Origin of the sequence: Aquirufa nivalisilvae, from assembly GCF_003143535.1 — a bacterium.
Taxonomy (GTDB): Bacteria; Bacteroidota; Bacteroidia; order Cytophagales; family Spirosomataceae; genus Aquirufa; species Aquirufa nivalisilvae.
The window spans coordinates 1,274,968-1,291,857 of record NZ_CP029346.1; the positions used below are offsets into that span (position 1 = coordinate 1,274,968).

The window sequence follows — 16,890 nt, forward strand, 5'->3', positions numbered from 1 at the left end:
TAATAACTAATCTCTAAACCCTAATAACTAAACACAGACCCCTAATCACTCAAAAGCACAATCTCAATCCTTCTATTCCACTTTCTCGCTTCTGCTTGATTAGGTGCTACTTTAGGTTTTAGAAAGCTAAGGCCCTTAGTTTGAATTCTTGTAGCTTCAATACCTTGAGTAATTAAGTAAAGTTTGATGGAATTGGCTCTTTTTTCAGAAAGAATCTGATTGAATTTGGCTTGGCCAACTTCATCCGTGTGGCCTCTGATTTCTATTCTTTGTTGAGGATTTTCATGCAAGAATTTTACAAGCTTGTTTAAACTAGCAGGAATAGGAGTAGAGATAGTCCACTGATTTGAGGCAAATTGTATATCATCAAAACTTACGTCTTGAAATTTGATTATAGGAACCTCAGGAACAACTGGTTCAACTTGAATTGGGGCCGTTTTTTTAATCTGCCAAATAGAAGTAGGAATAGTTACACGATGAAGCTCATCTTCTGTGACCTGGCCAACTTTATTTCTGGAAATGAAATATTCATTTTCAAGTATACCAAGGCATATTCCTGCTTCGTTTCCTGAACTGTTTAATTCAGAAATATTCACGGGCATTTTCCATTGCTTATTTTCCCATTGACTTTGGTAAAAATCCAACCCTCCTTTGCCACCTTTTTTATCGCTAGAATAGACCAATACTTCGGGCTCTTCCAACCAATAGGGGCCCTGCTCATCATCTGAACTATTGATTTGAGAACCTAAATTGACGGCCATTTTCCATCGACCTTGGGCATCTTTTTCACTCATCCAAATATCTCTTTTGCCCAATCCACCTGGTCGGTCAGAAGAAAAATAGAGTTTTTGGCCATCTTGACTTAGGCATGGTTGCCCTTCCCAATCGTGAGAATTAATGAGTATTCCAAGATTGCGAGGTTTAGTCCAATTACCATTGACCCAATTACTTTCATATAAATCACAACCTCCAAAACTATTACGGTATCCGCATCCTGAATATATCATCGTGTTGCCATCCTTTGACAGGCTAGCTGTACCATCGTTACTTTCTTGGTTGATACTGGTTAAAGCTTGAGGGTTGATGAATTTTTCCCCATCCCAACTAGCTACTTGTAATTCTTCATCTGCCCGATCAGCTCGGGAAGTAAAATAGATTTCTTTTCTAGCGTGTGAGTAATGCGGGAAATATTGGGCTTTTTGAAGATTGAGCTCGCTGATGGGAGTCGAGCTTAGGCTATCTGCGGATAATCCCCAAATACTGAATGAAAATATCCAAGCAGCCAGCATGTGTTAAGGGATTTGTAAAAACTTATGGGTCTGAACAGAAATTTGCCAACGAGGATTTTCTTTGACAAAATCCACAATCAAAGGATTCATATCAGCTTGTTTCGACCATTCTGGTTGCATCAACCAAAGGCTTTCTGACGGTAATTTGTCTGTCCAAGTTTGTGACCAAGCAATATCTGAAGGATGGAAAATGACAACTTTCAGTTCATCGACCAAAGAAAAAATGCCTGGATTCGGTTCTTTGAATTTTTTGGGTGAAAAACATACCCAATCCCATACCCCTGTTATTTGTTTACCTACTCCTGAAGTTTCAATATGTGTTCTAAATCCAGCTTCTTGTAAGGCTTCCGTTAAAGGATTGAGATTATGCATCAAAGGTTCTCCACCGGTTATCACAACAATTCTACCTAAAAATTGGGATGCCTCTTGAACTAATTCGGCTACTGTTTTAATTGGATGGGTATCAATCGGCCATGATTCTTTCACATCACACCAATGACAGCCTACATCACAGCCTCCCAATCTAATAAAGTAGGCAGCATGTCCTTGAAATTTTCCTTCACCTTGAATCGTGTAAAAAGATTCCATGACTGGATACTCAAAAGCATCTCTTTTTAGAACTGATTTTATATCTTTGGAGTTTGATTGCATGCAAGGCTAAAATTCTAAGTAAAATTAAGCTTTGATTTGTAATTTAACTAATAAGAAATCGTTCTAAATAAATAGGATCGATTTTTTATTTTTCTCTTAAAATGATCAAGAATCAAACATTCCGTATTTTTTGGATGTTTTTTATAGGAACCTTCCTGACAGTAGGGATGAGTTCTTGTTGGTCAGCGCGCTGTCCCAGAGAGACGTGTCGTGTGCGGGTAGAACACCGCCATGGAGAAAGTTACTATCGGCCTAGAGAAGCATTTTCTTGGATGTGGACTCCACGCTATAAGCACGTGAGAACCTCCAACTACGCGACCATAGGTCCTAATAAGCCTACAAAGAAAAGAGCTTGGTATCAATTTTATAAACCAGCTGATCGTGTTAGTTCCAAGAAACCCCGTTAATCACTATGCCTAAAATTGCACTAGCAGCCGGGGTTCTCAACCAAATACCTTTGGATTGGAAAGGAAATCAAGCCCGAATCATAGACCTCATTCAACATGCCCAACAGCAACAAGCAAACATACTTTGTTTGCCTGAGCTATGTTTGACAGGTTATGGTTGCGAGGATCAGTTTTTATCTGCTTATACCTCAGAGAAAGCTTGGGAATCTTTGGTTCAACTGCTCCCTCATACCCAACGCATATTAGTGTGGGTAGGATTGCCTGTATTTTTTGAAGGTAAATTATATAATGTGGCTGCTTGCTTGGCTCATGGGAAATTAATTGCTTTAATCCCCAAGCAACATTTAGCCAATGACGGTGTACATTATGAAACGCGGTGGTTTAGCCCATGGCCAGCCGGGAAAATAACTCATATTTCTACAAATCTAGGTGATATCCCAATGGGGGATTATCGCATTCATGCTCATGGAATAACCATGGGGATAGAAATTTGCCAAGATGCTTGGGAAGGTGAAAATAGACCTGCTCATGCTTTGGCCAAGCGAGGAGTATCGGTAATTTGTAGCCCAACAGCCTCACATTTTGCCTTTTCTAAATCTAAAACACGTCAAGGTTTAAGTATTGAAGGATCTAAAATCATTCAAGGGGCTTATGTTTTTGTGAATTTATTAGGTAATGAATCTGGCAGAACCATTTTTGATGGGGATGCTTACATTGTACATAAAGGACAAATTATTGCCGAATCCTCCCGATTCAGTTTTCAGGACGGTCAATTGATTATAGCCTCTTTGGATCTAAAAGAGAGGAACGATGCAGGTAAGGATGTCATAATAGCCAATATTCCAAGTTTTGATTCAGTTCGAGAGTTTCCTGCATTTGAAGCGGCTGCATGGGAAAAATCTAGCTATCTCAAAGAAGAGGAATTTGCTCGTGCTGTCAGTTTGGCCTTATGGGATTATCTCCGAAAATCTAAATCGTTTGGCTGGGTAATTTCCCTATCAGGAGGAGCAGATTCTTCAGCTATTTCAGCATTGTGTTTCTTGGCGGTTCGCTTGGCTAGTCAAGAACTTTCATGGACAGGAATCCAAGAAAAACTGGACTACCTACCTTGGATGAAAGAAGTTCAATCCGAAAAGGAATTAGTATCTCGAATATTAACTACGGCTTACCAAGGAACAGTAAATTCATCCGATAATACGAGAGCTTCCGCGAAAGCATTAGCCGAATGTATTGGAACAACACATTACGATTGGAATATTGATGTTCTAGTGAAAGAATATCGAGGGATCATTGAGCAAGCCATTGGGCGAAGCTTAAGCTGGGAACAAGATGATATTACCTTACAGAATGTTCAGGCACGCTTACGAAGCCCAAGTGTTTGGATGCTAGCTAATATCAATAATGCCTTGTTATTAGCCACTTCCAACCGTTCTGAAGCATCAGTTGGATATGCCACGATGGATGGAGATACATCGGGTTCAATTTCTCCCATTGCAGGGATTGACAAGACTTTTATTCGTCAATGGCTTATTTGGATGGAAAAAGTTGGATTGGATGGGACATTAACATTGTCAGGTTTATCGCATGTAAATTCTCTAGAACCAAGTGCAGAATTAAGACCTTTGACATCGAAGCAAATAGATGAGGAGGATTTAATGCCTTACCCAATTTTGAATTCCATCGAGCGCTGGGCTTTTTATGATAAATTATCGCCTGAGATCTGTTTGAAAAACTTGATTCAGGAATATGGGACTCATTTTTCAGAAGAACAACTAACGATCTTTTGTTCTAGATTTTTCCGATTATGGACAAGAAACCAATGGAAAAGAGAGCGTTATGCACCTGGTTTTCACGTGGACGACTATAGTTTGGATCCTAAGTCGTGGCTTCGATTCCCTATTTTATCCGCTGGATTAGAAAAAGATATAAAACCTTAACAAATGCTCTTAGTAGTTGATATTGGTAATACAGACATTGTCTTTGGATTTTATTCCGAAGGTGAATGGAAATTGATATTAAGAACGCCGACGCATCAGCCATGGACAACTTTGCGCATGGAGAATTGGATTCGTCAGGAATGGTCCGAGAAAAATATTGGTTCATTGAAACCTCAAAAATTGATCATTTCTTCCGTAGTTCCATCCGTTTCGTATCATGTTCAAAAAGGGCTAGAAAATTGGTTGGCAGTATCGGCTGATATCATGTCACCTAAATTGTATAAGAAATTCCCCATTGATATTATTTCCCCTGATGAAATTGGCTCTGATTTAGTGGCAAATGCTGTTTATGCGCATCATGCTTATCAAGCTGATGTGTTGATTGTTGATTTTGGAACAGCATTAACTTTTACTTTGGTGAATGCTCATGGGAAAATGGAAGGAGTTTCCATCGCTCCTGGATTAAAAACTGCCGTAAAGTCGTTATTTTCTCAAACAGCTCAATTGCCAGAAGTACCACTCGAAATGCCTCATTCAGCCTTGGGATTTGATACAGTTAGTGCCATTCAATCAGGTATATTATGGGGCTATGTAGGTATGGTGAAAGAAATGATTCATCGAGTGAAAGATGAAAAAGGTCAACATGTCAAAGTATTGGCTACTGGTGGATTATCATCCATTTTAACCCCTTTAGAATCCTATTTTGATGAGGTGAATAAATTAATCACGCTAGATGGATTACGTTTGATTTCTGAAAATTATTTGGTTTAATATGGTATCTACTCCTAAAGAAAGAGGCTTTTTTTTTCCTGCTGAATGGCATCCACATGAAGCAACTTGGATTACTTTTCCCCACAATGATCATTCTTGGCAAGGAGACAAGTTGTCCCAAATGTATCCTGAATACTTTGCGCTCATTAAGGCTATTTCACAAGGCGAAAAGGTGAAAATTAATGTTAATCTTGAAGCGCTGAAGAATTTTATATTAGGGGAATTGCCAAAATATGACATTGATCCACAGCAGATTGAATTATTTATACGTCCTACCAATGATGCTTGGTGCCGCGACCATGGTCCAGCATTCTTAATAAAAAATGATAGTTCAGAACGATTAATAGTCGACTGGGGGTATAATGCATGGGGAGGAAAATATCCTCCATTTGATGCTGACAATCAAATTCCTCAAGCTATTGCAAAAGATGTAGCACTGGCATTCCAAAGTCCCGGTATCATCATGGAAGGTGGTTCTGTTGAATTTAATGGAAAGGGCACGGTTTTGACCAGCAGATCTTGCTTATTAAATCCCAATCGGAATCCACATTTGAACCAAGAACAGATTGAAAATTACTTGAAAGACTATTACGGAGTTGATCAAGTACTATGGGTCAGCGATGGGATTGTCGGTGATGATACGGATGGACATATTGATGATACGGTTCGGTTTGTCAATGAAAATACGGTTATTACCATGGTTGAGCCTAAAGTGGAAGATGAAAATCATGCTGTTTTAGCTCAAAATTTAAGCGAATTGAAAGAAATGAGGCTATTGGACGGTAGCCCGCTCAATATCATAGAAATACCCATGCCAGAGGCAGTAGTGATCGATGAATTTAGAGCACCCGGATCTTATGCCAATTTTTATATTTGTAATGCAGCAGTCATTGTACCCATTTTTGATTGTCCTCAAGATGCCCTTGCATTAGATATATTATCCCAATTATTTACGGATAGGCCAGTGATAGGACTTTCAGCCCGAGAAATTATTTGGGGACAAGGAAGCTTTCATTGTTTGACTCAGCAAGAGCCTAAGGCCGCTTTATGAGGAAATACATCATTTTTTTTCTAGGTATATTCTTGATTTCTTGTCGAAAAGAGGCAATACCCGTTAAAACAGTTGTGCCAGAGAAGAAGATTGTTATTCAAGATAAACTGGTGAATTTTCGTTGGAATCAAATTGGGGCAAAAAATATTCAAGAAAATATGACTCAAGCAGATGAGCTTTTACTGGTTTATTCTATTGTATCTATTGAAAATCAACAAGTTGTACAGATTCAGCAGGCATCACATTATCTTGGTAAAGTAAAACAAGGGGCTATCATTAATTTGAAAGATATTCCTCCTTTGTCAATCAAATTGAAACCAGGTCAAAGCTTGGGAGTTCAAGTGACTTTGTGGGAAGTGGATGATTATCAACAAGTTCAGCAGCTATTACGGCAAGTCAATCAATGGGGAGGAGTGTTGCAAGTTCCTGTTTCCTTATTGGAATTGTCCTCTGTTACGAATCCATTCGGCTGGTTTATGTGGGGTTTAAGGGCAAGTGGATTGGGAATGGAATTATGGAGTAAATGGGATGGAAATGATCGCTTAGGTATTTCAGAGATGCAAATTACTTGGGATAAGGTGGCTAGCATGAATAAAAAAGGGACTTGGAAAAGTGGACCTAAGATGCTCAATGACTATCACTATGATTTCTCTTATGAAATAAGCGTAAGGGATTGATGAATTAAAGGGTTTATTTAGGGATTATTCGTAATTTTATAAGCTTGTTGTCGTTTATAACCCATTGGACAAGCAAAATTGGCAAACTATGCGCTTTCGTTTTTACTTAGTAGTATCTATATATCTTCTTTTTAACCTTCCAAGCTCCTTGGCTCAAGAGGGATTTCCTATTCAAATTGGACCTAAAAAAATCAGTTCCGCTCAATTTTCATCGATTTACCGTCGTTTGATTGAAAGTGATAGTATTAAACCAGATAACAAGAATAAATTTTTATCTGATTATCTGGACTTATCATTGAAATTAGTTGCTGCAGAAGATGAGAAATTAGCTGATACTCCTGGATTTCAAGAAGAATATGCTAGTTTTCGCAAAGAGTTGGCAAGTCCCTATTTAGTGGACAGTGAAAAGGTAAATGCCTTGGTTAAAGAAGCTTATCAACGTTTGAAAGATGAGAAGCAAGTGGCCCACATTTTAGTGAAATTACCCGCTAATCCTAGCCCAGGAGATACATTAATTGCCTATCAAAAAATCGAGAATTTATATAAGAAACTGAAAGCTGGTGAAGATTTTGCTTCCTTAGCACAACGCTTTTCAGATGATGAATTAACGGCCAAAAAGGGAGGGATTTTGGGCTTTGTTACCAGTTTGCAAACTCAATATGCTTTTGAAAATAAGGTATATCAATTGGGTATTGGAGAATATTCGGCCCCTGTTAGAACATCCAGTGGATATCATCTAATCAAAATATTGAAGCAACGTCCTAACCAAGGAAAGATACGCTTAGCTCATATTCTTATTTCAGTACCAGTAGAAGCTGGAACACCGTTTCAAGTGGAAGCAAAAAAGAAAATAGAGCAAGTAGAAGCCTATTTGAAAAAGGGAGAAAGCTATGAAGACGTTTGTCGGAATTATTCTGAGGATCCTTATTCTAAAGGCCGAGGTGGGGAGTTACGTCGCTGGTATTATTCTTCTGATTTAAGTGAAGAGTTACAAGATAAATTATTTGGTTTGCAACGATTAGGCGATATTTCAGAGCCTATTCGGACCAATTTAGGTTGGCAAATTTTTAAATTATTGGATAAAAAACCGCTTCTTTCTTATGAAGAGATGGCTGAATATCTACGTCAAAAAGTAAATACTGATCCTGAACGTAGTGCGCTCATTCGACAGTCATTCATGAAGCGTGTACGCGTTGAAAATCGCGTGGCTATATTGGAGGAATCGAAGAAAATGGCTTTGGAACGATTTGCGCGTGATAGAGTAGGTGATGAACCATGGCTTCAGTTTCCACTGTTTAAAGTCTTGGATAAATCGTTTACCATCAATGAATTTTATCAGTTTATTGTGGCTCAACAGCGTAGAAAAGTCAAGGAATTAGGTTATTTACCGGCTGTATCAGAAGCCACTTGGTTGGATGAGTTCATTGATTCGCAGACCTTACAAGCTGAAGAACAGCATTTGGAAACTAAATACCCAGCTTTTAAAGAGCAAATGGCAGAGTTTTTGGAAGGTAGCTTGCTGAGTAAAATAACGGACCGTGAAATCTTTGAAAAGTCATTAGATTCATTGCGTCAACATGCTTATTATCAGCAAAATATGTCCATGTTTACCATGCCCGTAAGAGCGGAAGCAAAATTGATTTCATCAGATAATGCTAAGACATTGGCCGATGCCATGGAATTGCTTAAATCAGCTCCATACCCGATGAACAAACGTTATCCTGATATTTTATTCAAATTAGGACAATCCGAATTGACTGCTAATGCCAAAAAGGTGTTGCAGGAACTGGGATTGTTAATGAGTAAAAACCGTGATTATGTGGTTGAAGTTACGGGACATATTGATGGGACAGAAAAGGACACCTTGTCGGAAGGCCGCGTTAATCAGGTGGTAAAATTTTTATCAAGCAAAGGAATTAGTAGCGTACGTTTCATTGAAAAGGATGAAGGGAAATTAGTCTCTGCTTCCAAAACAGATAAAGCAAAGAATGCTCGAGTGAGTTTTCGGTTATTTTCACAGTCGATGGATGATGTCGTTAAGCGCTTTAATGCCATCAAGCCTAAAAGTTTAGAAGCTACCGAAGGTTATTTTAAAAAGGGAGAAATCCCTGTTTTAGATGCACAAAGCTGGCAAGTGGGTAAAAAGAATTTGGAATATGATGGCCGTTATGTTTATCTTGAGATTAAAAAAGTAGAAGAGCAGCGAGTAAAAACATTTGATGAATGTAGAAGTAGCATCATTCGTGACTTGCAAGCTCAATTAGATAAGGAGTGGTTACAGAAATTGAAGAATAAGTATCCGATTGTTATTCAGCAGGAGGAATTACAAAAATTAATGCAATAAAAAATTTATGAAATTGAATCGTTGGATTTTTGGAGGAGTGATGTTGATGCTGTCTTGGGCAACATTCGCGCAAGAGGCTAGTAAAGGGACTTTATTAGATAAGATTATTGTCAAGGTTGACAATCATTATATTCTTAAATCAGAAGTTGAGCAGCAATATCAGCAGTATTTGTCGAGTGGACAGGCCAATACTCCTACGCGCTGTCAGTTGTTAGAAGGTTTGGTCATTAATAAGTTGATGTTGGCCAAAGCTGAAATTGACTCCGTAATTGTAGAAGATAAGCGCGTGGAAATGGAATTAAATTCCCGCATGGATCAAATGGAAACGCAATACGGATCTACTAAAAACATAGTTGAGGCATTTGGTAAGTCGATTGTTAATTTAAAAGATGATTTAAGAACTTCTTTAAAAGAGCAATTGACTGGTCGTAAAATGCAAGATAAAATTACAGGTGATGTGAAAATTACGCCTAAGGAGGTAGCTGCTTTCTTTGCCGCCATTCCTACGGATTCATTGCCATACCTTCCTTCAGAAGTGGAAGTTGGACATATTGTTAGATTAGCGCAGCCAAATAAAAACCAAAAAGAAGAGTTAATTTCTAAATTATTGGATTATCGCAAACGGATAGAAAAAGGGGAGAGTTTTGAAGAATTAGCCAAATTATATTCGGAAGATTTAGGTAGTGGTAAACGTGGAGGAGATTTAGGTTTTTCTAAGCGTGGACAAATGGTGGCACCTTTTGAGGCAGCAGCATTAAAATTAAAGCCAGGAGTCATGTCGGATGTAGTAGAGTCGGAATTTGGTTTTCACTTGATTCAGTTATTGGAGATTCGTGGACAAGAATATCATGCGAGACACATTTTATTACGCCCTGATTACCAGAAACTTGATTTAACAGAACCAACTAAGTTTTTAGACAGTATTCGCGTGTTGATTCAACGGGATTCCATCAAGTTTGATCGGGCTGCTAGAGAATTTTCAGAAGATAAACCTACACAAGATGCAGGTGGTATGTTGATCGATCCAGGTACTCGTACGACACGTATGCCATTTGATAGTGGCATGGAGCCAGGTTTGTATTTCTCATTGGATTCGATGAAAGTTGGGACTATTTCAACCCCCATTCCTTACCGTACAGAAGATGGTAGAAGTGCTGTTCGTGTATTGTATTTTAAAGCAAAACACCCACCACACTTTGCCAATTTGAAAGATGATTATCAAAAAATTGCAGCCATTGCTTTAACACGTAAAAAGAATCAGGCAGTTGAAAAATGGTTTATGAAGGCCAAAGATGATGTCTTTATTTTTATTGATGATGAATTTAAAGATTGTAATTTATTGACGGGTAGTGTAACAGGAGAATAATGAACGACGTACAATTAGCCGAATCATTTGTTAAGGATTTCCAGCGTATTAAAACGGCTGTTGCAGATCGAATTGTTGGTCAAGATGAAATTATTGATTTACTCCTTATTTCATTATTTTGCGAAGGTCACTGTTTATTAGTAGGTGTTCCTGGATTAGCTAAAACACGTCTGGTACATACCGTAGCTGCATTGACAGATTTAGAGTTTTGTCGGATTCAGTTTACACCCGATTTGATGCCTTCTGACATAATTGGAGCGGAGGTGATGGATGCCCAACGCAACTTTGTGTTTAACCGTGGACCGATTTTCTCCAATATCGTGTTGGCCGATGAAATCAACCGTACCCCTCCTAAGACGCAATCTGCCTTATTAGAGGCTATGCAAGAAGAGACTGTGTCGGTGGCAGGAGAGAGTTATCCTTTACCTAAGCCATTTTTTGTATTAGCTACGCAAAATCCCATTGAGCAAGAAGGAACGTATCCACTTCCAGAGGCGCAGCTAGACCGTTTCTTATTTATGTTGGTCTTGGATTATCCATCTTATGAAGAAGAAGTGGCTGTAGTCCGCATGTCAGAGAAATCCAATGCCGAGACATTGCCAGCATCTATTTTGAATGCACATACTTTATTGGAATATCAGCAATTAGTAAAACGAGTTCCCGTTCCTGATCATGTAGTTGAAACAGCGGTAAAGTGGGTTCATCAAACAAGACCCAATTCTGCTTTGGCTACCGATGTGACTAATTCTTATATTTCTTGGGGAGCTGGTCCTAGAGCATCTCAAAACTTAATCTTGGCAGCCAAGTGCCGCGCCTTATTGCAAGGTAGATTTTCACCCAATGTTGAAGACGTACGTGCTGTTGCAGTGCCTGTTCTTCAACATCGTATTATTTTGAACTACAAAGCTGAGTCACAGGGATTAAATGCCGCAGAAGTGGTGAGGAGGATTATTGTAGAATGAAGAATGTAGAATGTAGATTAATTGGTTAAATTAATCATTTCTATTCACTGTCAAGTTATTGATAATTCTACATTCTCCATTCTACATTTACACGGCCACCGGAGCCTTAATGCCCGGATGCGGGTCATAGTTTTCAAGCGTGAAATCCTCGTAAGTAAATTCAAAGATATCTTTCACTGCTGGGTTAATTTTCATTTGAGGTAAAGCTCTCGGTTCTCGAGACAATTGCTTTTCTACTTGTTCCATGTGGTTGGAGTATAGGTGAGTATCTCCACCTGTCCAAACAAAATCACCTAAGCCTAAATCGCAGACTTGCGCTATCATCATCGTTAAAAGTGCGTAGCTAGCAATGTTAAATGGAACACCCAAGAAAACATCAGCTGAGCGCTGGTATAGCTGACAAGACAGCTTTCCGTCGGCCACATAAAACTGGAATAGGGCATGACAAGGCATCAAGGCCATTTTAGGTAAATCAGCTACATTCCAAGCAGAAACAATGATTCTTCGAGAATCTGGGTTGGTTTTTAAGGTATGAATAACCTCTTTGATTTGGTCAATGACCTGACCATTGGGACCTTCCCACGAACGCCATTGTTTACCATATACTGGCCCCAAATCTCCATTTTCATTCGCCCACTCGTCCCAAATAGAAACTTCATGTTCTTTTAAGTACTGAATATTAGTTTCACCTTTCAAGAACCACAACAATTCATAGATAATGGATTTGGTATGTACTTTTTTAGTGGTCAACATGGGGAATCCTTCCTCCAAGTTAAACCTCATTTGATAACCAAAAACACTTAAAGTTCCTGTACCTGTACGGTCCGATTTAAAGGTACCGTTTTCTTTGATATGACGTAATAAGTCTAAATATACTTTCATGGACTAAATTTCGAAGGCTTCGCCGTTCAACAATAGGGTATGAGTAATCACAGAACTAGGTTCTAATTGAGCAGTAGCTGAGCAATATTTATCCATGGACATTTGGATGGCTTTTAATGCTTTTCCTCCATCAATTTCTCCCTTTAATTCAAATTGAATATTAATCGTTCTAAACGGTGTTTTCTCCGTTCCTTCAATCTTCTCGCGAGTACCAGAAACCCTAATTTGAAAATCATCTACTACTTGTCTTTGTTTTTTCAAAATTAAGATGACATCAATGGCCGTACAACCTCCTAAACCCATTAGGAGTAATTCCATGGGTCTAGCGCCAGCATTATGCCCACCAATTCCCTCGGCGGCATCGATATGAACAGGTACAGCAGAACTGCCTCTGGCTTCAAAATGAAAATCTTGATCTACTCGATTTAATACAACTTCCATGTTATTTCAATTGACTTGATGTGATACGTTGTTTCCACAATTCTTTCCCCTCTGAGTTCACTAAATTAATCTCTAAGATACGATCTTTTAGTGGACCGCTGACAGAAATATGAGCAAAAGCACGTTGATCGCTCACTGTTCCTGGCACTAAGGTTTTATTTAAATCCTCAGGAGTAGGTTTGGCAGTTCCTGCCGTTAATGGAGAAACTGTTAAATCAAACAAAGGATAGGTACCTGGGCGTTCCATTTTCCAAAAACTTGACCAATGACGATCTCCAGAAATGAACAATACGCCAGGAATATTTCTATTTTTAATCTCTTTCAATAATTGGTTGTGCTCTTGTTCATAGTTGGCCATGTTTTCAAATACTTTGGCAGGATTAATCACTTGGCCACCATTCACAATGATTTTGAAACTAGCTCTACTGGTGGTTAATGCATCTAGCAACCATTGCAATTGTTTCTGTCCAAAATAATCCTTGGCTGGATTCTTCTCATCATTGGGGGCTTTAAACCAACGGTCGTCCATCATGAAAAACTCGACATCTGCCCATTGGAACATTCCTGTAACGGCTTCATTGGGATAAACAAAATTGGGATTACCCCAATACAGTTTAAACAATTCCAGCGAGGTGTGTTTTAATGCAAATGAACGATCAGCGTCATTTGGACCATAGTCATGATCATCCCAAATGGCATAATGGTGCGTACTTGCCAATAAAGGCTGAACAGATTTTTGTCCACGGGTATGGTCATTGCGATGAATCATGCCCGTTCTTGTATTCCAATCTGCTTCACGGTAATAAAAATTATCGCCACCCCAAATCATGAAATCAGGTTTTTTGTCGTAAATCGCCTTGTAGATTTCATCCGCTCCGCCATAGGGTCTTCCGGGTCTGTCGGTAGCCTCTTCATTGATGTAATTACAAGAACCTACTACAAATTGGAAGTTAGGAGGATCAGTTCGGTATTGCCAAAGAGCCTGCGTTTGAAATTCCAAAGGGTAGTCAAAATTGACCTTTTTATTGTCTACCCACACTTCATAGGTATACTTTTTACCCATGTCGACTTCATCAGTAATGATTCGAGCAATATTTGCCTGAGATTTTTGAGTGCTAATAGCAGAGGAAAGGTGAACCAATTTATTAGCGTCACTGCCTTTTTCCCAATATTTGATTTGTACTTGAGCAGGCTTTTGAGTTTGGACCCAAATTAATGCTTCTTTCATTTCAGAATAGCCTAACATGGGGCCACTTTTTACTTGTGCTATAGAAGATAAAATAGCTGAAATTCCGAAGAGTAAACTGAGTAGGATAAGTCTTATTTTGTTTGTTGACTGCATAGATAAGAAGTTTAGCACTATCTTTGTGCCTTAATTTATTTACAATGGCCTATTATTCCATTCAAGGTATTCCTTTGACAACGCTTGCCAAACAATTTGGTACACCTCTTTACGTATATAATGCCGACAAAATTAGAGAAAAAATCTCGGTTCTTCGATCGGCATTTGATGATATATCCTTGTCGATCAAGTACGCTTGTAAGGCAAATACGAATATCTCCGTATTGAAGTTGATGTTGGCGGAAGGAGTGGACTTGGATGTGGTTTCGCCACAGGAATTGGAATTAGGTTTATTGGCAGGATATCGAGGAGATCAAATAACCTTCACACCCAGTGGAGTGGAATTTGCGGAAATCGAATTTGCCGTGTCCAAAGGAGCAATTGTAAATTTGGACAATTTGTCGGTCTTAGAAAAATTTGGCCAACAATATGGTTCATCTGTTCCGTGTTTATTGCGCATTAAGCCTCACGTTTTTGGAGGAGGAAATGCCAAAATCATGACAGCTCATCCAGAATCTAAATTTGGTATATCGATTCATCAAAAAGCGGAGATTTTGGATTTAGTGAATCAGTATCAAATCAAAGTCATTGGTTTGCATCAACATACGGGTTCTGATATTAAAGATGGAAAGACTTTTGAGCAAGCAGCTTCAGCCTTATTTGAATTTGCTAAGGATTTTCCAGATTTAGAATTGATGGATTTGGGTGGAGGGTTTAAAGTACCTTATTCTCCTGAGGATCCAGGCGTAAACATGCAGGAGATAGGTCAAATCATGGGCAATGCCTTCTTGAAATTCTGTGCACATTATGGCAAAGAATTGAAGCTTTGGGTGGAACCAGGGAAGTTTTTAGTTTCAGAGGCAGGAACTTTATTAACTACTGCAACGGTGGTTAAACGAGATCCTATTAAAACATTTGTGGGCATTAATTCCGGATTGAATCATTTGATTCGTCCCATGATGTACGGTTCTTACCATTATATTTTCAATGCCTCCAATGAGGAAGATGCCCAGCAAGATGCTTACCGGGTGGTAGGAAATATATGCGAAACAGATACTTTCTCTTTTGATTTTGAAGGAAATCAAAATGAGCGCATTCTAAACGAAGTGAAAGAAGGAGATGTCATCGCCTTTGCCAATGCAGGTGCTTATGGATTTACCATGGCCTCGCATTACAATTCCCGCTTTCTTCCTGCCGAAGTATTAGTGGACCATTCAGAAGCCAAATTAGTTCGCAAAAGAGATACCTTGGAGGATTTGGTGAGAAATCAGATCTTTTGTGATTAGTGTTTTTCATTGGTGTATGAGATTTTTGTTTGAGATTTGTCAAATTTTCAAAATTTGACAAATCTAAGCTTCGACAAATCGAAGCTTAGGCAAATCATAGCACTTTGATGTGTCAATTCATTTGATGAGTAACCACAAACAAAGAGACAATTCACCTACAAAAATCGGAATGGCAAGGTACGTGAATATAGGATTTACAAATCCTTATTATCTGTCATTCGACATGACCCTTCGGAACATGTCGAACAGCGGGCTAGCTAAGTAGAAGCTTACAACCATTTTTCATAAAGCTGCTTGGCTTTTGAATGATCATTCAATTTACAATCTTCTGCTTCTTGCAATCCTATTTCGATTGATTGATTTTCCCATTCATCAATTTTATTGAGTACAGTTAAATCATCAAGATTAGTACTCATGGAGATTAATTCAGACTTCTTGCTTTGTATGATTGATTGTGTTTTCATGATCAAAATTAATTCAATTAATTTCTCCTTTTTGAATCTAATTAATTAGAAATTCCTTTTACTGTCGTTCGGAATACAAATCCAGAACAAACCAAAGAGTGGAATTTTATTGTAATTTATAATTTGCTATGATGGTTTCAAGTCTTGCGAAAGTGGCGATTTTCACCGCAAATGCTGATGCGGAGAACCTAACTTTGATTAATCACAAATATATCTGTTAAGAAAATAACCTCTCCTTTTGTCAAGACGCTGTAATAGCCTGTCATTTTACTCATCCAAACGAAATTCAATATCCATTCTTTGATGTAATATTCTAATTATTTCTATTTCATTTTCAACTTGATTGATTTTGTAAAAAATGAAATGAGATTTAACCCTTGAACTTAAATATCCTTTCCTCACATGATTATAATCTTTTCCGAAAAGAGGATTTTCTGTCAAGAATTCAATTTCGGTCATTATCAAGTCAAAATATCTGTCAGCTTGATCGAAAGACCATGTTTCAAGTGTATAAAGCCAAATAAGCTCTAGGTCGTTTAGGGCTTCTTTGGTTAGTTTGTACTTCATTTCGAAACTTTATGTTTTTGATGAAGATTTTTTAAAAAGTCTTCTTTATCAAAATCATTTACCCAGCCTGATTTCTCTCCCTTCTTCAATTCATCATTGAGTTCCGTTTTTTTTGATTCTTCATATTCAAACATTCTAAGTGCGGCCCTAACAACCTCACTGGCTGACGAAAATCGTCCTGCTTTGACTTGTTGATTTATAAAATTGTCAAAATAATCCCCTAAAAGTATTGATGTGTTTTTTGCCATGATTCGCATCTTTGAAACTAAGATACCAATTCTTGGTATTTTGCGCAAGTTTTTTAAAGATTTGATTTATTGTTGCCTATAACGTTTTGGCGCTTGGCGCAGTGGCGGATTACGGAGCACAAAACTGTCAATACACCACAAAAGTTGATGCGAGGTAGAATGTTCAATTAACCACTTCAACCGCCATTGCAGCCAAACGCCTGTT

At 38.4% G+C, this 16,890-nt stretch carries 16 protein-coding genes; 8 read left to right on the forward strand and 8 right to left on the reverse strand.

Features of this window, described 5'->3' with window-relative positions; all coding sequences use genetic code 11:
- Positions 1–41 precede the first annotated feature (41 nt).
- Both HME7025_RS05630 and HME7025_RS05635 read right to left on the reverse strand, forming a co-directional pair.
- Complete coding sequence (locus HME7025_RS05630) at positions 42–1,289, reverse strand: OmpA family protein (RefSeq protein ID WP_109322690.1); 1,248 nt, start codon at positions 1,287–1,289, stop codon at positions 42–44.
- Positions 1,290–1,292: 3 nt separating this feature from the next.
- Positions 1,293–1,940 carry a 7-carboxy-7-deazaguanine synthase QueE gene (locus tag HME7025_RS05635; RefSeq protein WP_226998287.1) on the reverse strand — a complete coding sequence of 216 codons (648 nt, stop codon included), beginning with the start codon at positions 1,938–1,940 and terminating at the stop codon, positions 1,293–1,295.
- 412 nt (positions 1,941–2,352) lie between these two features.
- Between HME7025_RS05635 and HME7025_RS05645 the strand changes: the two genes are divergently transcribed.
- The 7 genes from HME7025_RS05645 (at position 2,353) to HME7025_RS05675 (ending at position 11,455) form a co-directional block, all read left to right on the forward strand.
- On the forward strand, positions 2,353–4,284 hold the full coding sequence (locus HME7025_RS05645; RefSeq protein WP_109322692.1) for a nitrilase-related carbon-nitrogen hydrolase: 1,932 nt from the start codon (positions 2,353–2,355) through the stop codon (positions 4,282–4,284).
- 3 nt (positions 4,285–4,287) lie between these two features.
- On the forward strand, positions 4,288–5,055 hold the full coding sequence (locus HME7025_RS05650; protein WP_109322693.1) for a type III pantothenate kinase: 768 nt from the start codon (positions 4,288–4,290) through the stop codon (positions 5,053–5,055).
- 1 nt (position 5,056) lies between these two features.
- Complete coding sequence (locus HME7025_RS05655) at positions 5,057–6,106, forward strand: agmatine deiminase family protein (RefSeq protein ID WP_109322694.1); 1,050 nt, start codon at positions 5,057–5,059, stop codon at positions 6,104–6,106.
- Complete coding sequence (locus HME7025_RS05660) at positions 6,103–6,783, forward strand: hypothetical protein (protein WP_109322695.1); 681 nt, start codon at positions 6,103–6,105, stop codon at positions 6,781–6,783. The genes HME7025_RS05655 and HME7025_RS05660 overlap by 4 nt, the downstream gene beginning before the upstream one ends.
- An 88-nt stretch (positions 6,784–6,871) precedes the next feature.
- Positions 6,872–9,127, forward strand: a complete 2,256-nt coding sequence (locus tag HME7025_RS05665) for a peptidylprolyl isomerase (RefSeq protein ID WP_109322696.1) — start codon at positions 6,872–6,874, stop codon at positions 9,125–9,127.
- Between the two features lie 7 nt (positions 9,128–9,134).
- Positions 9,135–10,493, forward strand: a complete 1,359-nt coding sequence (locus HME7025_RS05670; protein WP_109322697.1) for a peptidylprolyl isomerase — start codon at positions 9,135–9,137, stop codon at positions 10,491–10,493.
- The gene (locus HME7025_RS05675; protein ID WP_109322698.1) at positions 10,493–11,455 is read left to right on the forward strand and encodes an AAA family ATPase; all 963 of its coding nucleotides are present in this window, start codon (positions 10,493–10,495) and stop codon (positions 11,453–11,455) included. Before HME7025_RS05670 ends, HME7025_RS05675 begins: the two co-directional genes overlap by 1 nt.
- An 87-nt stretch (positions 11,456–11,542) precedes the next feature.
- Here the strand turns inward: HME7025_RS05675 and HME7025_RS05680 are convergent, their stop codons facing one another.
- From HME7025_RS05680 to HME7025_RS05690, 3 genes are read right to left on the reverse strand one after another with little or no spacing between them, the layout of a single operon-like run.
- Complete coding sequence (locus tag HME7025_RS05680) at positions 11,543–12,337, reverse strand: thymidylate synthase (protein WP_109322699.1); 795 nt, start codon at positions 12,335–12,337, stop codon at positions 11,543–11,545.
- Positions 12,338–12,340: 3 nt separating this feature from the next.
- Positions 12,341–12,778 (reverse strand): OsmC family protein, encoded by a 438-nt coding sequence (locus HME7025_RS05685; protein WP_109322700.1) that lies wholly within the window; start codon positions 12,776–12,778, stop codon positions 12,341–12,343.
- 1 nt (position 12,779) lies between these two features.
- Positions 12,780–14,120 (reverse strand): alkaline phosphatase D family protein, encoded by a 1,341-nt coding sequence (locus tag HME7025_RS05690; protein WP_109322701.1) that lies wholly within the window; start codon positions 14,118–14,120, stop codon positions 12,780–12,782.
- Positions 14,121–14,164: 44 nt separating this feature from the next.
- Here HME7025_RS05690 and lysA point away from each other — a divergent pair, with 44 nt between their 5' ends.
- Complete coding sequence (gene lysA / locus HME7025_RS05695) at positions 14,165–15,406, forward strand: diaminopimelate decarboxylase (protein ID WP_109322702.1); 1,242 nt, start codon at positions 14,165–14,167, stop codon at positions 15,404–15,406.
- A 269-nt stretch (positions 15,407–15,675) separates the two neighbouring features.
- Here the strand turns inward: lysA and HME7025_RS05700 are convergent, their stop codons facing one another.
- The 3 genes from HME7025_RS05700 to HME7025_RS05710 all read right to left on the reverse strand — a co-directional run bounded on the left by HME7025_RS05700 (position 15,676) and on the right by HME7025_RS05710 (position 16,685).
- Complete coding sequence (locus HME7025_RS05700) at positions 15,676–15,870, reverse strand: hypothetical protein (RefSeq protein ID WP_109322703.1); 195 nt, start codon at positions 15,868–15,870, stop codon at positions 15,676–15,678.
- Between the two features lie 267 nt (positions 15,871–16,137).
- A complete protein-coding gene (locus HME7025_RS05705; RefSeq protein ID WP_109322704.1) occupies positions 16,138–16,437 on the reverse strand; it encodes a type II toxin-antitoxin system RelE/ParE family toxin in 300 nt (99 codons plus the stop codon).
- A complete protein-coding gene (locus tag HME7025_RS05710; RefSeq protein WP_109322705.1) occupies positions 16,434–16,685 on the reverse strand; it encodes a type II toxin-antitoxin system ParD family antitoxin in 252 nt (83 codons plus the stop codon). The genes HME7025_RS05705 and HME7025_RS05710 overlap by 4 nt, the downstream gene beginning before the upstream one ends.
- Positions 16,686–16,890: the final 205 nt, after the last annotated feature.

What these genes read in the sequence shown, in the direction of transcription:
- HME7025_RS05630 (WP_109322690.1), bottom strand. Translation starts at nt 1,289, where the DNA reads ATGCTGGCTGCTTGGATATTTTCATTCAGTATTTGGGGATTATCCGCA.
- HME7025_RS05635 (WP_226998287.1), bottom strand. Translation starts at nt 1,940, where the DNA reads ATGCAATCAAACTCCAAAGATATAAAATCAGTTCTAAAAAGAGATGCT.
- HME7025_RS05645 (WP_109322692.1), top strand. Translation starts at nt 2,353, where the DNA reads ATGCCTAAAATTGCACTAGCAGCCGGGGTTCTCAACCAAATACCTTTG.
- HME7025_RS05650 (WP_109322693.1), top strand. Translation starts at nt 4,288, where the DNA reads ATGCTCTTAGTAGTTGATATTGGTAATACAGACATTGTCTTTGGATTT.
- HME7025_RS05655 (WP_109322694.1), top strand. Translation starts at nt 5,057, where the DNA reads ATGGTATCTACTCCTAAAGAAAGAGGCTTTTTTTTTCCTGCTGAATGG.
- HME7025_RS05660 (WP_109322695.1), top strand. Translation starts at nt 6,103, where the DNA reads ATGAGGAAATACATCATTTTTTTTCTAGGTATATTCTTGATTTCTTGT.
- HME7025_RS05665 (WP_109322696.1), top strand. Translation starts at nt 6,872, where the DNA reads ATGCGCTTTCGTTTTTACTTAGTAGTATCTATATATCTTCTTTTTAAC.
- HME7025_RS05670 (WP_109322697.1), top strand. Translation starts at nt 9,135, where the DNA reads ATGAAATTGAATCGTTGGATTTTTGGAGGAGTGATGTTGATGCTGTCT.
- HME7025_RS05675 (WP_109322698.1), top strand. Translation starts at nt 10,493, where the DNA reads ATGAACGACGTACAATTAGCCGAATCATTTGTTAAGGATTTCCAGCGT.
- HME7025_RS05680 (WP_109322699.1), bottom strand. Translation starts at nt 12,337, where the DNA reads ATGAAAGTATATTTAGACTTATTACGTCATATCAAAGAAAACGGTACC.
- HME7025_RS05685 (WP_109322700.1), bottom strand. Translation starts at nt 12,778, where the DNA reads ATGGAAGTTGTATTAAATCGAGTAGATCAAGATTTTCATTTTGAAGCC.
- HME7025_RS05690 (WP_109322701.1), bottom strand. Translation starts at nt 14,120, where the DNA reads ATGCAGTCAACAAACAAAATAAGACTTATCCTACTCAGTTTACTCTTC.
- lysA (WP_109322702.1), top strand. Translation starts at nt 14,165, where the DNA reads ATGGCCTATTATTCCATTCAAGGTATTCCTTTGACAACGCTTGCCAAA.
- HME7025_RS05700 (WP_109322703.1), bottom strand. Translation starts at nt 15,870, where the DNA reads ATGAAAACACAATCAATCATACAAAGCAAGAAGTCTGAATTAATCTCC.
- HME7025_RS05705 (WP_109322704.1), bottom strand. Translation starts at nt 16,437, where the DNA reads ATGAAGTACAAACTAACCAAAGAAGCCCTAAACGACCTAGAGCTTATT.
- HME7025_RS05710 (WP_109322705.1), bottom strand. Translation starts at nt 16,685, where the DNA reads ATGGCAAAAAACACATCAATACTTTTAGGGGATTATTTTGACAATTTT.